This window comes from Pseudomonas sp. KB_15 (assembly GCF_052114525.1).
In the GTDB taxonomy this organism is placed as follows: Bacteria; Pseudomonadota; Gammaproteobacteria; order Pseudomonadales; family Pseudomonadaceae; genus Aquipseudomonas.
Genome location: NZ_JBFREX010000040.1, coordinates 1 through 20,059 on the forward strand (window position 1 = coordinate 1; position 20,059 = coordinate 20,059).

At 59.9% G+C, this 20,059-nt stretch carries 16 protein-coding genes; 15 read left to right on the forward strand and 1 reads right to left on the reverse strand.

The annotated features are described in order from the left end of the window. Positions 1 to 435: 435 nt before the first annotated feature. The 5 genes from AB4Z35_RS23480 (at position 436) to AB4Z35_RS23500 (ending at position 6,921) form a co-directional block, all read left to right on the forward strand. Complete coding sequence (locus AB4Z35_RS23480) at positions 436 to 1,092, forward strand: histidine phosphatase family protein (RefSeq protein WP_442099694.1); 657 nt, start codon at positions 436 to 438, stop codon at positions 1,090 to 1,092. A gap of 176 nt (positions 1,093 to 1,268) precedes the next feature. Beyond that, entirely contained in the window at positions 1,269 to 2,990 is a 1,722-nt protein-coding gene (gene arnT, locus AB4Z35_RS23485; protein WP_442099695.1) for a lipid IV(A) 4-amino-4-deoxy-L-arabinosyltransferase, read from the forward strand. Between the two features lie 248 nt (positions 2,991 to 3,238). Beyond that, the gene (locus tag AB4Z35_RS23490) at positions 3,239 to 4,252 is read left to right on the forward strand and encodes an iron ABC transporter substrate-binding protein (RefSeq protein WP_442099696.1); all 1,014 of its coding nucleotides are present in this window, start codon (positions 3,239 to 3,241) and stop codon (positions 4,250 to 4,252) included. 3 nt (positions 4,253 to 4,255) lie between these two features. Beyond that, positions 4,256 to 5,854 carry an ABC transporter permease gene (locus tag AB4Z35_RS23495; RefSeq protein ID WP_442099747.1) on the forward strand — a complete coding sequence of 533 codons (1,599 nt, stop codon included), beginning with the start codon at positions 4,256 to 4,258 and terminating at the stop codon, positions 5,852 to 5,854. Beyond that, positions 5,851 to 6,921, forward strand: coding sequence for an ABC transporter ATP-binding protein (locus AB4Z35_RS23500; RefSeq protein ID WP_442099697.1), 1,071 nt, complete (start codon positions 5,851 to 5,853; stop codon positions 6,919 to 6,921). The genes AB4Z35_RS23495 and AB4Z35_RS23500 overlap by 4 nt, the downstream gene beginning before the upstream one ends. Before the next feature lie 4 nt (positions 6,922 to 6,925). On the opposite strand, the gene AB4Z35_RS23505 is transcribed toward AB4Z35_RS23500, so the two are convergent. Next, complete coding sequence (locus AB4Z35_RS23505) at positions 6,926 to 7,864, reverse strand: site-specific integrase (protein ID WP_007994614.1); 939 nt, start codon at positions 7,862 to 7,864, stop codon at positions 6,926 to 6,928. Between the two features lie 392 nt (positions 7,865 to 8,256). On the opposite strand from AB4Z35_RS23505, the gene arnB reads away from it, so the two are divergent. From arnB to AB4Z35_RS23555, 10 genes are all read left to right on the forward strand, one after another. Then, positions 8,257 to 9,405: a UDP-4-amino-4-deoxy-L-arabinose aminotransferase gene (gene arnB, locus AB4Z35_RS23510; protein ID WP_442099698.1), complete on the forward strand. Its 1,149-nt coding sequence runs from the start codon at positions 8,257 to 8,259 to the stop codon at positions 9,403 to 9,405. Then, on the forward strand, positions 9,402 to 10,421 hold the full coding sequence (gene arnC, locus AB4Z35_RS23515) for an undecaprenyl-phosphate 4-deoxy-4-formamido-L-arabinose transferase (protein ID WP_442099699.1): 1,020 nt from the start codon (positions 9,402 to 9,404) through the stop codon (positions 10,419 to 10,421). Before arnB ends, arnC begins: the two co-directional genes overlap by 4 nt. Then, the gene (gene arnA / locus AB4Z35_RS23520; protein ID WP_442099700.1) at positions 10,418 to 12,409 is read left to right on the forward strand and encodes a bifunctional UDP-4-amino-4-deoxy-L-arabinose formyltransferase/UDP-glucuronic acid oxidase ArnA; all 1,992 of its coding nucleotides are present in this window, start codon (positions 10,418 to 10,420) and stop codon (positions 12,407 to 12,409) included. Before arnC ends, arnA begins: the two co-directional genes overlap by 4 nt. After that, entirely contained in the window at positions 12,409 to 13,293 is an 885-nt protein-coding gene (gene arnD, locus AB4Z35_RS23525; RefSeq protein WP_442099701.1) for a 4-deoxy-4-formamido-L-arabinose-phosphoundecaprenol deformylase, read from the forward strand. Before arnA ends, arnD begins: the two co-directional genes overlap by 1 nt. Continuing rightward, entirely contained in the window at positions 13,290 to 14,939 is a 1,650-nt protein-coding gene (gene arnT, locus AB4Z35_RS23530; RefSeq protein WP_442099702.1) for a lipid IV(A) 4-amino-4-deoxy-L-arabinosyltransferase, read from the forward strand. Before arnD ends, arnT (AB4Z35_RS23530) begins: the two co-directional genes overlap by 4 nt. Continuing rightward, positions 14,936 to 15,280: a 4-amino-4-deoxy-L-arabinose-phosphoundecaprenol flippase subunit ArnE gene (gene arnE / locus AB4Z35_RS23535; RefSeq protein ID WP_442099703.1), complete on the forward strand. Its 345-nt coding sequence runs from the start codon at positions 14,936 to 14,938 to the stop codon at positions 15,278 to 15,280. The genes arnT (AB4Z35_RS23530) and arnE overlap by 4 nt, the downstream gene beginning before the upstream one ends. After that, positions 15,277 to 15,678: a 4-amino-4-deoxy-L-arabinose-phosphoundecaprenol flippase subunit ArnF gene (gene arnF / locus AB4Z35_RS23540; protein WP_008000370.1), complete on the forward strand. Its 402-nt coding sequence runs from the start codon at positions 15,277 to 15,279 to the stop codon at positions 15,676 to 15,678. Before arnE ends, arnF begins: the two co-directional genes overlap by 4 nt. Next, on the forward strand, positions 15,675 to 17,054 hold the full coding sequence (locus tag AB4Z35_RS23545; RefSeq protein ID WP_442099705.1) for a UDP-glucose dehydrogenase family protein: 1,380 nt from the start codon (positions 15,675 to 15,677) through the stop codon (positions 17,052 to 17,054). Before arnF ends, AB4Z35_RS23545 begins: the two co-directional genes overlap by 4 nt. A 5-nt stretch (positions 17,055 to 17,059) precedes the next feature. Next, positions 17,060 to 18,643: an ArnT family glycosyltransferase gene (locus AB4Z35_RS23550; RefSeq protein ID WP_442099706.1), complete on the forward strand. Its 1,584-nt coding sequence runs from the start codon at positions 17,060 to 17,062 to the stop codon at positions 18,641 to 18,643. Between the two features lie 89 nt (positions 18,644 to 18,732). Then, the gene (locus AB4Z35_RS23555; RefSeq protein ID WP_442099707.1) at positions 18,733 to 19,911 is read left to right on the forward strand and encodes an MFS transporter; all 1,179 of its coding nucleotides are present in this window, start codon (positions 18,733 to 18,735) and stop codon (positions 19,909 to 19,911) included. Positions 19,912 to 20,059: the final 148 nt, after the last annotated feature.

Genomic DNA, 20,059 nt, shown 5'->3' on the forward strand with positions numbered 1-20,059 from the left:
GCCTGTCTGACGTACCGCAATGACTGATTTTACGACTGCTTCGCAGCCGAACGCAGCCTCGCGGGCTCGGCAGCTGCTACAGATTGCATTAGCGCTTAACTGATTGGCATCAGGCTGGTTGCCCGTCCTCCTGGCCTCGGTTTCTCCCCTTGAATCAACGGCGACAAGTTCGCCGTTGAGTTCAATCTCGTCGACAGCGTTAGTTTGCCGCTGTCTTCCCATGCAGGAGCAAAAGAAAATAATTCCCAGTAACCAGCTGATTACCCGCCCGCCCCCTCACTGCAAATTTTTCACATTCCTTTCACTGCTCCGACACCTGCGCAGATTTACTTTGTGCAGCAGTCAATTCGCTGAACTAAGCCTTGGCGGAAATTTTTTGTGTTGTTTCAGACTTTTTAACGGCACTTTCCCTGGCGCTCCAAATGGTGGACAAACTTGGTCAACTCCGTCTCGCGTAAACCGTCTTCGCGCCTCTTCAAATCGGTAGTGGCGGTGGGTGCCCTGACCGTCGCCGCAGTGGTCACCGGTTTTTTCCTGTGGCCGAGATCCCCGGCCAACCTGGCCCATGAAGGGGCGCAAGCCCGGGCACAACTGGTGCAACAATGGAGTGCCGGCGAGATCGCTGTGCTGGTTCGTCATGCCGAGCGTTGCGACCGTTCCAGCAATCCTTGCCTGGGCCCGGCCGACGGCATCACCCGTGTCGGCAGCGAAGCGGCTGCGGGCGTCGGGCAAGGCCTGGCACGCCTGGGTCTGACGCAAACCGACATCCTCACCAGCCCGGTGACGCGCACCGTGCAGACTGCCCATTACATGTTCAACAGCGACCCACGGACCCAGGAGTGGCTGGCGACCTGCGGCACGACCTTGCGTAACGATGTCGTGGCGCACAAGGTTGCCCATCGCAACCTTGTACTGGTGACCCACAGCGGTTGCATCGCGGACTTTGAAAAGCAGAGCGGCTTGAGGCATTCAGCGAAGGACGCCGAGTACGCCAGCTCGTTGTTTGTCCACATCGATGGTAATGGGCAACTGCAAGTGCTCGGTATTGTGAATGCCGAAGACTGGAACACTCTGTTACAAGAAAAAAACTGAAATTTTTACGGCTCGAAAACTTTGCTACTAAGTTATTTCAAGCCGGACTGAATGAAACCTGAACAAAACAGCGAGAAGTGTGATTCAACTTCTCGCCGTTCAATATCATTCCGACTTTCACTCTTACAAGTTGCAGATCACTCTTCAACCAGCCACCTCAGCGCCAAGGTCGAGACATGACGTCAAATCAGCCATTGCCAGATTTTGCTGGCCCTTCTTCCCGCCTGCACGCCCCAACGGCGCCTGCCAACGAACGCTGGATGCTATTCGCCCTGGTACTGGCGTTCTTCGCGTTCTACTTGCTACCGCTGATGAGCCACGGTCTGTGGATTCCCGATGAAACCCGTTATGCCCAGATCAGCCAGGAAATGCTGCAGAGCGGGAACTGGATCTCGCCGCACTTCATGGGCCTTCGTTACTTCGAGAAGCCGATTGCCGGGTACTGGATGATTGCCATCGGCCAGGCCGTGTTTGGCGACAACCTGTTCGGGGTGCGCATCGCGTCGGCACTGAGTACCGGACTGAGCGTGTGGCTAACCTACCTGATTGCCCGCCGGTTCTGGGGCGATCCGCGCAAAAGCTTTGCCTGCGCGCTGCTTTACATGAGCTTCGGGCTGATTGCCGGTCAGGCCGGGTACGCCAACCTCGACCCGCAATTCACCCTCTGGGTCAACCTGAGCCTGGTTTCCCTGTGGTTTGCCATCGACAGCCGCACCACGCGTGCCCGCCTGGGTGCCTGGGTGATCCTGGGCATCGCCTGCGGCATGGGCTTCATGACCAAGGGCTTTCTGGCCTGGCTGCTGCCGGCGGTGATCGCCCTGCCCTACCTGGTCTGGCAGCGTCGTTTTGGCGAGCTGTTGCGTTACGGGCCACTGGCTATTGTCGTCGCCGCAGCCGTCTGCTTGCCCTGGGCGCTGGCCGTTCATCATCAGGAACCGGATTTCTGGAATTTCTTTTTCTGGAACGAGCACGTCCGCCGCTTCGCCGCCGACAACGCGCAACACGCGCGTCCGTGGTGGTTCTACCTGCCGATGCTGGTGGTTTCTGTCCTGCCCTGGACCGCGTTGTTGCCAACCACATTCATCCAGGCCTGGAACAACAAGCGTCAGCCCGTCAGCGGTTTTCTCCTGCTCTGGTTGTTGTTGCCATTGGCGATTTTCAGCATAAGCAGCGGCAAGCTGCCGACCTACATCATGCCGTGCCTGTTGCCGCTGGCACTGCTGATGGGCGATGCACTGACCAACCTGTTGCAACAGGCACGGGGACGGACGATTCGCTTCAACGGATGGCTCAATGTCGTCATTGCCACGTCGGCCCTGATTGCCTTGCTGTACCTGCAATTGCGCAAAGAGATTTTCGAAAACACCGAGATGTTCAGCCTGTCCCTGGCGTTCATCGTGCTGTTGGGCTGGATCATCGCCAACGCCCTGCAAATCCTGCGGCCATTGACGTTATGGGCGATGCCGGCCCTTGGCATCTGGCTGCTGGTGGCGCTGCTACCCGCCGCCATGCCGAGCCAGATTGTCGACAGCAAGATGCCCGACCGGTTTATCGCCGAACACCTGGACAGTCTGAACCAGACCACCTCGCTACTGAGCAACGACCTGGGTGCTGCCTCGGCCTTGTCCTGGCTGACCAAGCGACCGGAGGTAGCGCTCTATAACGTCATCGGCGAATTGAAATACGGCCTCTCGGATCCCGCCGCGGCCTCGCGCAAGGTGACCCTGCAAGACGTCGGGCGATGGATGACCGAGGCGCGGAAAAAGGGCTCGGTCGGGGTGGTGATGAGGGTCAACAGCGTCGATGAGTTTCAGGAAGTCGAGGCGCTGCCCACCGACGGAAAACGCTATCAGCGCGGCAGCCTGCAGATCCTGATTTTCCCGCAAATCCAGCCCTGACAGCCAGGACTAAAAAAACCCGAGAAGTCGAACCGGCCTCTCGGGTTTTTTCGTTTGTCGAACCACAGTGGACGCAGCGCTGCTAATCTGAATGAAAATTACATGTATTAACGGTTTTTTTGACGTTATTTTCTCATTTGGATCTCTACATTCCGTGCCATTCAAAACATGCAAATCATTCGCATTGGTAAACAGGCGTTTAAATGCGTATGATTTTCATAAAAAATGCACCTGGAGCAGCCCGCAGAATGATTCCGAAAATCCCTTCGTTCTTGAAAAAAGCCCTGCTGGCCACCGCTTTGCTGAGCGCTGGCCAGGTTTATGCAGCTGACTCCGTCGGCATCGTGGTGTACAACGCGCAACACGAAGGCCTGACCAAGGCCTGGGTCGAGGGTTTTACCCAGGAGACGGGTATTCCGGTCACCTTGCGCAACGGCGATGACACCGAGATGGGCAACCAGATCGTGCAGGAAGGCGCGGCCTCTCCGGCTGACGTTTTCCTGACCGAAAACTCTCCGGCCATGGTCCTGGTCGACAACGCCGGGCTGTTTGCGCCAGTCGACAAAACCACCCTGGAACAGGTTGACTCCGCTTATCGCCCGGCCCACGGCAAATGGGTCGGGCTCGCCGCGCGCTCCACGGTGTTTGTGTACAACCCGAGCAAGCTCTCGGAAGCCAATCTGCCGAAATCGATCATGGACCTGGCCGATCCTTCCTGGAAAGGACGCTGGGCTGCGTCGCCAGGTGGTGCTGACTTCCAGGCCATTGTCGCGGCCATCCTGGAGCAAAAGGGTGAAGCGGCCACGCTGGAATGGCTGAAAGGGATGAAAACCAACTACGCCAACTATCGTGGCAACAGCTCGGTACTCAAAGCGGTGAATGCCGGGCAGATCGACAGCGGCGTGATCTACCACTATTACAGCCTGGTCGATCAGTCCAAGACGGGCGAAAACAGCAAGAACACCGCCCTGCACTACTTCAAGCACAAAGACCCGGGCGCTTTTGTTAGCATCTCCGGCGGCGGCGTCCTCGCCTCCAGCAAACACAAAGAACAAGCTCAGGCGTTTCTCAAATACATTACCGGCAAGGATGGCCAGGCCGTCCTGAAAAACGGCAAGTCGTTTGAGTACGCCGTGGGCAAAGGCGCTGAATCCAACCCTAAACTGGTGCCTCTGAATCAACTCGATGCGCCAACTGTCGATGCTTCGAAACTCGACAGCAAAAAAGCCGTGGAGCTGATGACACAGGCCGGACTGCTCTAATTGATACCTGAAACCCTGCCTGCGGATGTCGCCGAGGCGACACCCGCAAATTTGCGTCGACGTTCCCGTGGAGTCCTTGCGGGGCGTGGCGGTGCGTGGGTGATCGGTTTGTCGGTGCTGGTTTCATTACTGGCACTGCTACCGATCGCTTACGTTATTGGCGTGTCCCTGCAGACCGGCTGGTCAACCGTTGTGGCATTGGTGTTCCGGCCCCGGGTCGGGGAGCTGATGGTCAACACCGTGTTGCTGGTGCTGCTGACGATTCCGTTGTGCGTGGCCCTGGGGGTGACGCTGGCCTGGCTGACCGAACGCACGAATTTGCCCGGACGACGCTGGTGGTCGTTACTGGCAACCGCGCCTCTGGCGGTGCCCGCTTTCGTTCACAGCTACGCCTGGGTCAGCCTGGTGCCGCCCATTCACGGGTTGTTTGCCGGTGTCCTGGTCTCGGTCATCGCCTACTTCCCGTTCCTGTATTTGCCGGTGGCGGCCACCTTGCGCCGGCTCGACCCGGCCATTGAAGACGTCGCCGAGTCCATGGGGCTCAAGCCCTGGAAAGTGTTTTTCCGCGTAGTGTTGCCGCAATTGCGCCTGGCGATCTGCGGTGGCGCCTTGCTGGTCGGCCTGCACCTGCTGGCCGAATATGGCCTGTACGCCATGATCCGCTTCGACACTTTTACCACTGCGATCTTCGATCAGTTCAAATCGACCTTCAACGGCGCAGCGGCGCACATGCTGGCCAGTGTGCTGGCGCTGTGCTGCCTGGCGATGTTGACGGCCGAATCTGCCGCCCGCGGTTCCGCGCGCTACGCTCGCGTCGGTTCGGGAAGCGCCCGGGAGCAGCGGGTCGTCACCCTGAAAACGACTTCAACGCTGCTGTCGCTGACGCTGCAAATCGTCACCTGCGCCCTGGCCCTGGGCGTGCCCTTGATCACCCTGGGTAAATGGCTCATCGCCGGCGGTGTGGAAGTCTGGGATATGGCTGAATTGTTGCCCGCGCTGGAGCAAACCCTGTTGCTCGGTATCGCTGGCGCGGCGCTGACCACCTGCGCGGCGATCCCGATTGCCTGGCTGTCGATCCGCTACCCTGGCCGACTGCAACGGGTACTGGAAAGCTGCAACTACATCACCAGTTCCTTGCCCGGAATTATCGTTGCGCTGGCGCTGGTGACCGTCACGATCCATTTTGCCCGGCCGATTTACCAGACCACCTTCACCGTGCTGCTGGCATACCTGTTGATGTTCTTGCCCCGTGCCCTGGTGAGCCTGCGCGCAGGTATCGCCCAGGCCCCGGTGGAACTGGAAAACATCGCCCGCAGTCTTGGGCGCTCGCCAGCGCGGGCGCTGTGGCTGATCACCTTGCGCCTGGCCGCGCCGGGGGCGGCCGCCGGCGCGGCGCTGGTGTTCCTGGCGATCACCAACGAATTGACCGCGACCCTGTTGCTGGCCCCGAACGGCACGCGCACCCTGGCGACCGGATTCTGGGCCATGACCAGCGAAATCGATTATGCCGCTGCTGCGCCCTACGCCTTATTGATGGTTGTGCTGTCGCTTCCGTTGACCGGACTTCTTTATCACCAATCGAAAAAAACGGCTGGCCGATGAACACTCTTGAATTGAATGCCCTCTACAAGTCCTATGGCGCCCATTGTGCTCTGGACAACGTCAGCCTGTCGGTTCCCAGCGGCAGTCGTACGGTCATCGTCGGCCCTTCCGGCTCGGGTAAAACCACCTTGCTGCGGATGATTGCCGGGTTCGAATTCCCCGATTCCGGGCGTCTTTCGCTCAATGGCCAGACCCTGGTCGACGGCACCCACGAGGTGCCGGCGCATCAACGCCTGATCGGCTACGTGCCGCAGGACGGTGCGCTGTTCCCGCACATGACCGTGGCGGCGAACATCGGCTTCGGTTTGTCCACCAAGGGCAATGAAAAACAACAGCGAGTCGCCGAACTGATGGACAGCGTGGCGCTGGACGCGAAGATGGCCGAGCGCTGGCCTCACGAATTGTCCGGTGGCCAGCAACAACGAGTGGCCCTGGCCCGGGCGTTGGCGCAACAGCCACGGCTGATGTTGCTGGACGAGCCGTTCTCGGCGCTCGATACCGGATTGCGCGCCGCGATGCGCAAGATGGTTGCGCGGCTGCTGGAAGACGCGGGCGTCACCACCATTCTGGTCACCCATGACCAGAGTGAAGCCTTGTCGTTCGCCGACCAGTTGGCGGTGATGCGCCATGGCCGGCTGGTCCAGTCAGGGCACCCGCTGGACCTTTACCGCTATCCCGAAGACGAACAGACCGCGCTGTTTCTGGGGGATGCCGTGGTCATGCCCGCACGCATCGAGGCCGGCTGGGCCCATTGCGACCTGGGGCGTATCCCGGTCAACAACCACCGCAACAACAAGTCGGCGCAGATCATGCTGCGCCCCGAACAGCTGCAACTGGCCAGCATCCTCCCCAGTGAGCTGGAAGCCAGCGGTTGCCGGGCCGTGGTCACCGACCGGGATTTCAGCGGCAACACCTGCACGCTGACAGTGGAACTCCAGTCATTGACCCGCAGCGAGCAACCGGGCCGATCACTGCTGGTGCGCAGTTCAGGCATGTATGCACCACCCGCCGGCAGTGCGGTTCAGGTCTCGACCATCGGCCATGCCCATGTACTGAGCGAGATGTAATCGTTCACAGATCGAATCGATCCACCGCCCGACGCCGCTCGTTGTCATCGCGCACATCGTAGTTGGCCGTGGTCTGGATATTGCTGTGGTGCGCCAGCTTCTGCGCAATCGACAAGTCATGCTCTTCGATCACCCGGGTTATGAATGAACGCCGGAAGTCGTGGGGCATGATTTTCACCCCGACCTGCGCGCCCCGTTGCCGGGCGATGTAGTAGATCGCATGTTTGGTGATGCGCTCACGCGTGATGTGGCTGCCACGGCGGATGCGGTTGAACAGAAACGGGTCGTCCGATTCACCTTCCTTGAGCAATGAACGGCGCAGCTCAAGCCACGCCTCAAGTTTGGCGAACGCCCAGGCCGGGGCGTACTTGATCAATTGTTTGTTGCCCTTGGCGGTCACCCGAAGACTGCGCTCGGTGAAATCGACCTGGCTCAGCTCCAGGTTCACCGATTCGGACTTGCGCATCCCCGATCCGTACAGAATCCCGATGATCGCTGCATCCCGCAGGCCTTGCGGCCGCGGATCAGCCGCGCAGACCGCCATCAGTTCCTGGATCAGCGTCCGCCTGAGATTGCGCCCCTGGGACAGCCGTGTACCGGCAATACCCTTTACGGAACGCATCTTCAGCAGATGCTCCTGAGAGATCAGGCTCATGCGCCACGCTTCGTTCATCACCCCGCGCACGGCGTTGACATAGAGCGAAGACGTGTTGGGCGCGTAGCCGTCCGAACGCAAAGTGGCCACCAGCGCGATCACGTCCTCGGGCTGCAGGTTGTGCCAGGGTATCTCCTCGATATCGTGGTCTTCGAAGCCCAGGCGGTCGGCGGCATCCTGCAGCACATAGCGCATGGTCAGTTGACTGGATGGCGCCAGCCGCGCCAGATACAGGGTCAGCGGATTGGTGAGGGGTGTGCGTGTGTCAGTAACAGGTAAGTCAATCAAACGAAACGGCCTTGAATGAAAACAGTTCAATGAAACAACTAAGTAGTGAAATAACGATCATGTAAAAGACATTACTGCTGTAGGACTTTTCCTAAAAATCGCCATAAATGCAGGAAGTCTGAACAGCGGCTTAATGGCTTTCAGATAAACGATTCCCCAACCGTTTTTTCATGTTCCTTTCACAAAATCGGGCATAACCTTCCGTAAAGTCGGTGCAACCCAGATTGACGTCCAACCTGCCGGCCATGGCGAAAAAAGTCAACTGATGCAATTTTTTTACCTCCGCTCAGTAACTAGTTGATTTGATGCAGATTCTGATTTAGCGTCTATGCTGATTTTTGGATCCCTTTTAGCCTCAATGGCTATTTACGTTCTCAGCCCCTGAGGTGCCCATGAGTCAGGTGTTTCTCCCTTTTTCCCGCCCCAGTATCGGCGACGAAGAAATCGCTGCCGTAGAGCAAGTATTGCGCTCCGGGTGGATCACCACCGGACCGAAGAACCAGGCACTGGAAGAACACTTCGCCAACTACGTCGGTTGCCGGCATGCCGTGGCACTTTCCTCGGCCACCGGCGGGATGCATATCACCCTGCTGGCGTTGGGCGTCGGTCCCGGCGATGAAGTCATTACGCCGTCTCAGACCTGGGTTTCCACCGCCAACATGATCACCCTGCTGGGTGCCACGCCGGTGTTCGTCGACGTTGACCGCGACACGCTGATGACCGACGTGGCCACTATCGAAGCCGCGATCACGCCGCGCACCAAAGCCATCATCCCGGTGCATTACGCCGGTGCGGCATTCGATCTCGATCCGCTCTACGCCCTGGCCGACAAACACGGCATTGCCGTGATCGAGGACGCCGCCCACGCGGCAGGCACTTTCTACAAAGGTCGTCACGTTGGCTCCAAAGGCACGGCGATCTTTTCGTTCCATGCGATCAAGAACATGACCTGCGCCGAAGGCGCGATGTTCGTCAGCGACGATGAAGCCCTGGCCTCGCGGGTACGCATGCTCAAGTTTCACGGGCTGGGGGTTGATGCCTACGACCGCCTGACCCACGGCCGCAAGCCCCAGGCCCAAGTGGTCGAGCCCGGCTTCAAGTACAACCTGGCCGACATCAACGCGGCCATCGCACTGGTGCAACTGGAGCGTCTGGACGAAATCAACGCCAGGCGCACTCAACTGGCCCAGACCTACTTGCAGCGCCTGGAAGGCTTGCCGGTGCAACCGCTGGCCGTTCCAGCCTATTCGCAAAAGCACGCCTGGCACCTGTTCATCCTGCGTATCGATGCCGAACGCTGCGGGCTGGATCGCGAAGCGTTCATGAAAGCCCTCCAGGAGCAGAATGTCGGCACCGGCATTCACTTCATTGCAACGCACCTGCACACTTACTACCGCCAGCGTTACCCCAACCTGTACCTGCCCAACACCGAATGGAATTCGGCGCGGCTGTGTTCGATCCCGTTGTTCCCCGACATGACCACCGATGATGTCGAGCGCGTCGTCGCTGCCATCGAAAACTGTATGGACAGAAGCCTTTGAGACCTTACCCAATCAACTTCGTTTCGATCGTCATTCCGGTCTACAACGAACAGGACAGCCTGCCGGAGCTGCTTCGTCGCACCGAAGCGGCTTGCCAGCAATTGCACCAGGCCTACGAAATCGTGCTGGTCGACGACGGCAGCCGTGATGACTCCGCACAGATTCTCGAAGACGCCGCCTCCCGCGAAGGCAGCCCGGTGGTGGCGGTCATCCTCAACCGCAACTACGGCCAGCATGCGGCGATCATGGCCGGTTTCGAACAGTGCAAGGGCGATGTCGTCATCACCCTCGATGCCGACCTGCAAAACCCGCCCGAAGAAATCCCGCGGCTGGTGGCCCAGGCCGAGCTCGGCTATGACGTCGTCGCGACGGTACGCAACAACCGCCAGGACTCGGCCTTGCGCCGCTGGCCATCGAAGCTGATCAACCTCGCCGTGCAACGCTCCACCGGCGTGGCCATGAGCGACTACGGCTGCATGCTGCGCGCCTACCGACGCACCATCGTCGACGCCATGCTCGCCTGCCGTGAACGCAGCACCTTCATTCCGATCCTGGCCAACAGCTTTGCCCGCCATACCACGGAAATCCTCGTGACCCACGCCGAGCGTGAACACGGCGATTCCAAGTACAGCCCGATGCGCCTGATCAACCTGATGTTCGACCTGGTTACCTGCATGACCACCACGCCACTGCGACTGCTGAGCATCGTCGGTGTCGGCATGGCGGCCCTGGGCATGCTGTTCGCCATCGCGCTGGTCCTGTTGCGCCTGGTGTTCGGCGCCGGCTGGGCCGGTGGTGGTACCTTCGTACTGTTCGCCGTGCTGTTCGTCTTCACCGGTGGTCAATTCATCGGCATGGGCCTGTTGGGTGAATACCTGGGCCGCATGTACAGCGACGTGCGCGCACGTCCGCGCTTCTTCATTGAAAAGGTGCTGCGTAGCCAGCCCGCCTCCTCCGCTTCCGCTGTTACTGTCGACGGCCTTACTTCCACTTCTTCAGATCAGGTTCCTTCATGAGTGCAAAAGCTGTTGTCTTCGCCTACCACGATATTGGCTGTGCCGGCATCGAGTCCCTGCTCTCCTCCGGTTTTGAGATCGCTGCGGTGTTCACCCACGCCGACGACCCGAAGGAGAACGCGTTCTACGGCTCCGTTGCGCAGCTGTGCGCCCGCCACGGCATCGCCGTGCATGCACCGGAAGATGCCAACCATCCGTTGTGGATCGAGCGTATCGCCAAGCTCGATCCCGACTACATTTTCTCCTTCTACTACCGCAACCTGCTAAGCGAACCGCTGCTGGCCACAGCGCGCAAAGGCGCGTTCAACCTGCACGGTTCCCTGCTGCCACGCTACCGTGGTCGCGCACCGGCCAACTGGGTGCTGGTCAACGGCGAAACGGAAACCGGCGTGACCCTGCACCGCATGGTCAAGCGTGCCGATGCGGGCGCCATCGTTGCCCAGCAAAAGGTCGCGATCGAGCGCAGCGACACGGCGCTGAGCCTGCACGGCAAGCTGCGTGCGGCAGCCTCTGACCTGCTGCGCGACACCCTGCCGGCGCTGCTGCAAGGCAAAGTCAGCGAAACACCGCAAGACGAATCCAAAGCCACCGTATTCGGCCGTCGCACCCCGGCCGACGGCAAGCTGGTCTGGGCCAAACCGGCCGAAGAGCTGTTCAACCTGGTCCGCGCCGTGACCCAACCGTACCCGGGCGCCTTCTGCGCGGTGGGCGAGCACAAGCTGATTGTCTGGAGCGCCGAAGTTGCCAAGGGCAACGAAGGCCAGGCTCCGGGCCGTGTCATCAGCGTCGACCCGCTGCGCATCGCCTGCGGTGAAGATTCGCTGATCATCAACGCCGGCCAGCGCAACGACAACGGTCTGTACCTGAGCGGTCCGCAATTGGCCAACGAACTGGGCCTGGTGGATGGTTCCGTGCTGCGCGGTGCCGAATCCGGTCGTGCCCCGCGTCGCACCCGCGTGCTGATCCTCGGCGTCAACGGTTTCATCGGTAACCACTTGTCCGAGCGCCTGTTGCGCGACGACCGCTACGAAGTCTACGGTCTGGATATCGGTTCGGACGCCATCGAGCGCCTGCGCAGCCACCCGAACTTCCACTTCGTCGAAGGCGACATCAGCATCCACTCCGAGTGGATCGAGTACCACATCAAGAAGTGCGACGTGGTGCTGCCGCTGGTGGCCATCGCGACGCCAATCGAATACACCCGTAACCCGCTGCGCGTGTTCGAACTGGACTTCGAAGAGAACCTGAAACTGGTTCGCTACTGCGTCAAGTACAACAAGCGCGTGATCTTCCCGTCGACCTCGGAAGTCTATGGCATGTGCCAGGACAACAACTTCGACGAAGACAGCTCCAACCTGGTGGTCGGCCCGATCAACAAGCAGCGCTGGATCTACTCGGTCTCCAAGCAATTGCTCGACCGCGTGATCTGGGCTTACGGCCAGAAGGGCCTGAACTTCACCCTGTTCCGTCCGTTCAACTGGATGGGCCCACGTCTGGACCGCCTGGATTCGGCCCGTATCGGCAGCTCCCGCGCCATTACCCAGTTGATCCTGAACCTGGTGGAAGGCACACCGATTCGCCTGTTCGACGGTGGCGAGCAAAAACGCTGCTTCACCGACATCGCCGACGGCGTGGAAGCTCTGGCACGGATCATCGACAACGACAACGATGTCTGCAACGGCCAGATCATCAACATCGGCAACCCGGAAAACGAGGCCAGCATTCGCCAGTTGGGCGAAGAGCTGCTGCGTCAGTTCGAAGCTCACCCGCTGCGCGCCAACTTCCCTCCGTTCGCCGGTTTCCGCGATATCGAGAGCAAGGCGTTCTACGGCACCGGCTACCAGGATGTGTCCCATCGCAAGCCAAGCATCGCCAACGCCAAGCGTCTGCTGGACTGGACGCCAACCGTGGAGATGAGCGAAACCATCGGCAACACCCTGGACTTCTTCCTTCGTGAAGCCATGCTCGAAATCGCGGACAAGCGTTGATGCAGGCGGGACTGCGGATTGATGTCGACACCTACCGGGGTACCCGTGAAGGGGTGCCCCGGTTGCTGGAAATCCTTGATGAAGCTCAGGTCAAGGCGACGTTCTTCTTCAGTGTCGGGCCGGACAACATGGGGCGCCACTTGTGGCGCCTCATCCGTCCACAGTTTCTCTGGAAAATGCTCCGTTCCAACGCAGCCGGCCTGTATGGCTGGGACATTCTGCTGGCCGGCACCGCATGGCCTGGAAAACCGATCGGCCGCGACCTGGGGCACCTGATGCGCCAGGCCCGGGATGCCGGGCATGAAGTCGGCCTGCACGCCTGGGATCACCACGGCTGGCAAGCCAACGCCGGGCGCTGGAGCGACGCACAACTGGTCGAACAGATACGCCGCGGCGTGGACACGCTCAGCGACATTCTCGGGGAAAAGATCTCCTGCTCGGCGTCCGCCGGCTGGCGTGCCGACGAGCGTGTGATCGAAGCCAAGCAGGGTTTCGGCTTTCGCTATAACAGCGATTGTCGCGGCCAGGGCCTGTTCCAGCCGCTATTGGCCGATGGTCGCCTGGGTGCACCGCAAATCCCGGTGGACCTGCCGACGTTCGACGAAGTGGTCGGCCCGACGGTCGCCGCCAAGGACTTCAACACGTTCATCCTGGACCGGTTCACTCCGGAAAAACTCAACGTMTATACGATWCATGCSGAGGTAGAAGGGATTCTGATGGCCAATGATTTCCGTCAACTGCTGAGCGATGCGCATCAGCGTGACATCCATTTTCAACCCTTGGGCGACTTGCTGCCCGAGACCCCTGACAGTTTGCCGATAGGCCGTGTGGTACGTGGTGCACTCGAAGGTCGCGAAGGCTGGCTGGGAGTGCAAGGCGCATGAGCAAACGCTGGGCTGTGCCGTTATTGCTGGCCATGGTGGCGCTGGCGTACCTGCTGCCGCTGGGCAGTCATGGCTTATGGATTCCTGACGAAACCCGCTACGCCCAGATCGGCCAGAGCATGCTCCTGAGCGGTAACTGGGTGTCGCCACATTTCATGGACGTACGCTACTTCGAAAAACCGGCGGCCGGCTACTGGATGATTGCCATCGGTCAGGCGCTGTTCGGCCAGAACCTCTTCGGGGTGCGCTTCGCCTCGGCACTGAGCACCGGCTTGAGCGTGCTGCTGTGCTACCTGATCGCCCGCCGGATGTGGAACGATGCGCGCAAGAGCTTTGCCTGCGCCCTCCTGTACATGAGCTTCACGGTCATCGCCGGTCAGGCGGGTTACGCCAACCTCGATCCGCAATTCACGTTCTGGGTTAACCTGAGCCTGGTGGCCTTGTGGTTTGCGCTGGACAGCGTCGGTCGTGGCCAACGCCTGGTGGCGTGGGCGGTGCTGGGCCTGGCCTGCGGCATGGGTTTCATGACCAAGGGCTTCCTGGCCTGGCTGTTGCCGGTGCTGATCGCCCTGCCCTGGATGATCTGGCAAAAACGCTGGGGTGAACTGTTGGCCTACGGCCCGGTGGCGGTGGTCGTGGCCATCGCCGTCAGCCTGCCGTGGGTCCTCGCGGTGCATGCCCAGGAGCCCGATTACTGGCGGTTCTTCTTCTGGCACGAGCACATCCGTCGCTTCGCCGGCRAGGACGCGCAGCATAGTGCGCCGTGGTGGTACTACTTGCCGTTGCTGGTAGCGTTCAGCCTGCCGTGGGTGGCGTTGCTGCCACCAGCGCTGAAACAGGCATGGCAGACCCGACGCCAGGCCAATATCGCATTCCTGCTGCTGTGGCTGTGGATGCCGCTGATCTTCTTCAGCCTGAGCAAAGGCAAACTGCCGTCCTACATTCTGCCATGCCTGCTGCCCCTGGCCCTGTTGCTCGGCCATGCACTGGCTGACCGCTTGAAACTGGAACAAGGCCGCGTCCTGGGCATCAATGGCCTGCTGAACCTGGCCCTGGGTGTCGTTACCCTGCTGGCCCTGGTTTATCTGCAACTGAAAAAGCCGATTTACGATCATGAACTGCACAACCTGGTGTTGGTGTTCATCGGGTTGATCGGCTGGATCATGGCCAACCTGCTGCAAGCCTTCCGCCCGCTGCAATGCTGGGCTGCCCCGGCTTTCGGCAGCCTGCTGTTCATCGGCGTGCTGCCAGCAGGGCTGCCCAACTCGGTGGTCGCCAACAAAACGCCCGACCAGTTCATCCTCGATCACGCCCAGGAGCTCGGCCAGAGTGCCAAGCTGTTGAGCAACGATCTGGGTGCCGCATCGGCATTGTCCTGGCGGGTGAAACGTCCCGAAGTGGCTTTTTTCAACACGATAGGTGAATTGAAATACGGCCTTGCCTATCCTGATTCGCTTAAGCAGCGCGTCGACCCTGATCAGGTGCAGCAGTGGATGCACGACGCTCGCCAGCAAGGTTCGGTCGGCGTGGTCATGCGGGTCAAGGGCGAAGAAGAGCTGCGTGAACTTGAACAGTTGCCCAAAGAGGGCAAGCGGTATGAACAAGGCAATCTGGTGATTTTGATCATCCCTCAGGCGACACTATGAGCCTGCTATTGCTACTGGTCGCCTGCCTGCTGACCTGCCTGGGCCAGATCGCCCAGAAGTACGCGGTAGAAAGCTGGCGTGGCAAACCTTCCGGGTGGATGGACAAACTGCGTTCACCCTGGCTTTGGCTGGCCCTGGCCTCTATGGGGCTGGGCCTGCTGGTGTGGCTGCTGGTGCTGCAACGTCTGGAAGTCGGGATTGCCTATCCGATGCTGAGCCTGAACTTCGTGCTGATCACCCTGGTTGCGCGTTTCGTGTTTCACGAAGCCATCGACCGCCGCCACTGGCTGGGCGTGGCGCTGGTGATCGGCGGCGTGGCTCTGCTGGGGCAGCACACATGAACCCGAGTCGCGGTATCACCTTCGCACTGGGCAGTGTGCTGCTGGTCAGCGCGGCCCAATTGGGTATGCGCTGGAGCATGAGTCACCTGCCACAACCCGAACAATGGCTCATCGCTCCTGTCGACCTGACAGCCGTTGCCGTGGTGCTCGTTGCCATCTTCGCCTACGCGTTGTCGATGCTCTGCTGGCTCGCCGCCCTGCGGGACCTGCCCCTGGGCCGTGCCTACGCATTGCTGAGCATCAGCTACGCGCTGGTGTACCTGCTGGCCGCCAGCCTGCCACTGTTCAACGAAGCGTTCAGCCTTACAAAAAGCCTTGGCGTGGCATTGGTCATCCTCGGCGTCATTACCATCAATTCTCGACCTGCTCGTGCGCCCGAATTAAGGAGTGCTCCATGAAAATCAGTGTATTTGGTAGCGGTTATGTTGGCCTGGTGCAGGCAGCTGTGTTGGCGGAAGTCGGCCACGACGTGGTCTGCATGGACGTTGACGAGAAAAAAGTCGAACTGCTCAAGCAGGGCCACGTGAGTATTTTTGAACCCGGGTTGGCCAGCCTCGTGCGCGAGGGTCTTGACGCCAAGCGGTTGCAGTTCACCAGCGACGAAAAGTTCGCGGTCCAGCACGGACAGGTGCTGTTCATCGCGGTCGGTACTCCGTCCCGGGACGACGGCTCGGCGGACTTGCGCTACGTGATGTCGGTGGGCGAAGCGGTGGCACGGCATCGCGAACAACCGGCGATCCTGGTGGAAAAGTCCACCGTACCGGTCGGCACCGGCGACGCCTTGCGTGCACACATCGACAAATGCCTGCTCAACGCCGGGCGTGCATTGCAGTTCGATATCGTCTCCAACCCGGAGTTCTTGAAAGAAGGTTCGGCCGTGGCCGACTGCCGACGTCCGGACCGTATCGTCGTCGGCTGTGAACGCGACGAAGTGCGTGACGTGATGCGCGACCTGTACTCGCCATTCAACCGCAACCATGAACGCATCATGTTCATGGACCTGCGCAGCGCCGAGCTGACCAAGTACGCCGCCAACTGCATGCTGGCGACCAAGATCAGCTTCATCAACCAGATCGCCGAGCTGGCCGAACACCTGGGAGCCGACATCGAATCGGTACGCCTGGGCATCGGCGCCGACTCGCGTATCGGCTACCACTTCATCTACCCCGGCTGCGGCTACGGCGGCTCATGCTTCCCCAAGGACATGCGCGCCCTGATCCACAGTGCCGAGGAGGCCCATTGCTCCAGCGACCTGCTGCAAGCGGTGGAAGCCATCAACGAGCGGCAGAAACACAAGCTGTTCGAGCGCATCAATGCGTTCTACAAGGGCGACTTGCGTGGCAGGACCTTTGCCGTGTGGGGCCTGGCGTTCAAGCCAAACACCGACGACATGCGTGATGCACCGAGCCGGGTGTTGCTGGAGTCGTTGTGGGCCGCCGGGGCGAATGTCCGTGCGTTCGATCCGGAAGCCATGCAGGAAACCCAGAAGCTGTATCCCGATGAATCGAAACTGATGCTCATGGGTACGCCTGAGTCGGTCTTGTCCGGTGCCGACGCACTGATCATCTGTACCGAATGGCAACAGTTCAAGGCTCCGGACTTCGAGCTGATCCAGCAGCGGCTCAATGCACCGGTGATCTTCGACGGCCGCAACCTGTATGACGCAGACCGTCTGGCACGCATCGGTTTCACCTACTTCCCGATCGGCCGTGGCGAATCGCGCAATTTGCCGATTCCTTACCAGCAATGGTCAACCGAATCAGTGGTCGCCTGAACCTCATGATCCCTCACATCCGTCAACAGTCCCTCGCGCTGGGTCTGTTGGCGCTGTTGTTGTTCTGCGCCGGGATGTACCAGCAGGCGGCCATCGGTTTCGATTCGCGCTTCGTGCTGTTCGCCCAGGAGATGCTGCGCAATGGGCCGTCGTTTTTTCCGACGACCTATGGCCAGCCCTACGCAGACTATTCGGGACTTTCAACGATATTCATCTGGCTGCTTTCGCTGCCGTTCGGCCAGGTCACCAGCCTGACCGCATGGCTGCCGAGCGCCATCGCCGCAGCGGTCATCGTCACCTTGATGTACCGCTTGCTGGCGCCCTATTCCACGCGTTGGGCGCTGCTGAGCATCGCCCTGATGCTGTTGACCAACACCTTCATCACTGAAACCCGCGCCGTTTCCCTCGACCTGATGCTTGCGGCCGTCGCGTTCAGCGTGTTCTACCTGGGTTACGCCGCCGATCACTTCTCGGCGCCGCGCCGCTGGGGCCTGGTCTTTGCCTTGCTGATGCTGGGCTTCTGGATTCGTGGGCCAATCGGTCTGGTCATTCCTGCGGGGATGCTCTGCAGCTATTTTCTGGTTGGTCGCCAATGGCGGCGGCTGATCGCCTTCGGGTCGCTGGCAGCATTGCTGCTGGCGGTGTGCATCGGTCTGTTGTTGTGGCTGGCAGATGTCAGTGGCGGCCCGGCGTTTTTGCAAGATGTGATTCGCATGCAGTTCATGGGTCGCATGGACGGCACCGAGGGTTCCAACGATTTGCTGTATTACTTCACCAGTTCGCTGGGTAATTACGCACTGGCGTGGCCCTTGGCAGTGCTGGCGCTGATGGCGGTCGGAATCTCCGACCGCCGGGAAACCGGCCCGGTATTGCGCCTGTTGCAATACTGCGTCGCCGCCGGACTGATCGTGATGATTGGCCTCTCGATCCCCCAGGCGAAAAAAGCCCGCTACCTGCTGCCGATGCTGCCCATGGCGGCCATTGTGGCGGCGTATCCGTTCTACGCCACACAGGGTCGATTGTTTGGTTGGCTGCGGGGGTTGATGCAGGGCCTGTGGCTGCTGATCCCGGGCCTGCTGATCGTTGCATTGCTGGTAGTCCGGCGAAAATTCCCCGAGGAAGTGGCTCACCTCACTTCGTTGTTCATCATTCTCGGCGTGCTGCAAGTGATCGCCCTGGCAGTGCTCAAGCGCGCCCGCTGGCGAGCGCAAACACTGGCTCTTTGCGCGGTCCTGGCAATTTGGTCGTTCTACATCCTGCAATTCGAGCCTGTCCAACGACAACTCTACGACACCCGGACCTTCAGCCGCGCCACTGTCGACCTGATGCAAAAAGACCCCGCGCCGCTGGTGATGCACGCGATGGGCAAGGATGCCAAGGCCATCAAGTTCATGGTCAACATCAAACAGGACCTGCAACCGGTTTTCACCGAGTCGCCCCTGGAACTGGAAAACCTCAAAGGGTCTGCGTGGTTGATGATGGACCTGAACGCCTATAAAGCATTGCAAGGTACGGCTATTGGCGCCTTGCCACCCGTGCTGAGCGGGCGGTTCGACAAGAATGATTTTGTGTTGCTGCACCGCCAGTAAATCCTGTAGCAACGACCCAGTGTCCGACTGCTAGAGTAGCGTCCACGATTGGGCTGATGCCGGCCCAATCGAATAAGGACATTCACCCCGTGACCACCTACTCCCCCCTTATCCGCCGCCTGCTGATCTGCTCGCTGACCATCGTCGTCAGCCGTGCCATCACCAGTCCGCTGCTCACACTGTTCGTCAGCGACAAGCTTGGCCTCAATCAACAGGACGTTGGTCTGCTGCTCGGCATCGCCGTATTCGTCGCCACCCTGCTCTCCCTCTACGGTGGCTACATCATCGATCGCTTCGAAAAACGCCGATTGCTTGTTCTGTCGATGGCGTCCAGCGCTATCGGCCTGGTGTTGCTGACCTTTGCTGAAAACCTCTACCTGACCACGATCACCCTGATCGTCACCGAAACCGCCTCATCGCTGTTCCTGATCGGTTCGAAAGCGATTCTCAGCGACAACCTTGCGGTGGGCCAGCGCGCCAAGGCATTTTCCCTGAGCTATACGCTGACCAACATTGGCTACGCTGTCGGGCCGATGCTCGGCGTGCTGATTGCCGGTGCCTTTGCCAGCGCGCCATTCCTGATTGCGGCAGCCATCGCCTTTTTCAGTATTTTCCTGATGACCGGGATCGCGAAGGACCCGGCGCGCTCGTCTGTCACCGGTCAGACTCAGAGTTTTCTCAAAACCCTGATCACCCTGAAAAACGACCGCACCCTGATCCTGTTTACCGCTGGCTGCCTGCTCAGCACCGTGGTGCACGGGCGCTTCACGTTTTACCTGTCGCAATACCTGCTGGTGACCAGTAACCCCCAACACACCATGGAAATCATGGCCGCCCTGCTCGCGTGCAACGCCATCAGTGTGATCCTGTTGCAGTACCAGATCGGGCGCTTCCTCAAACGCGAGCAACTGCGCCAGTGGATTGTTGCCGGTACCTGCCTGTTCATCCTCGGGCTGATCGGCTTCAGCCTGGCAGACAGTCTGGTGAGCTGGTGCGTGGCAATGTTTATCTTCACCCTCGGTGAAATCATTATTTATCCGGCCGAATTTCTCTTCGTCGACACCCTGGCTCCGGAAGAGCTGCGCGGCAGCTACTATGGCGCGCAAAACCTTGCTGCGCTTGGCGGTGCGTTGAGCCCGGTGATTTGCGGCTTCATGTTGATGCACACCCCGGCACCGACGATGTTTTATGCCTTGAGTGCACTGGCTGCGTTGGGCGGTTTGCTGTGCTACATAAGCGGCCGACGGGGCAACTTAAAGCAAAATTAATGCACTGAAAGCTCATTAATATGAATTTGTCAGTGCCTTGATTGAACGGCACACTGTACCTGTTCCTCCCCCAATAGTTGGAACACCTTCAAGGGCTTTCTGGGTTTCCCAGCTAAGCCCTTTTTTTGCCTCAATTTTTTTTGCCGGA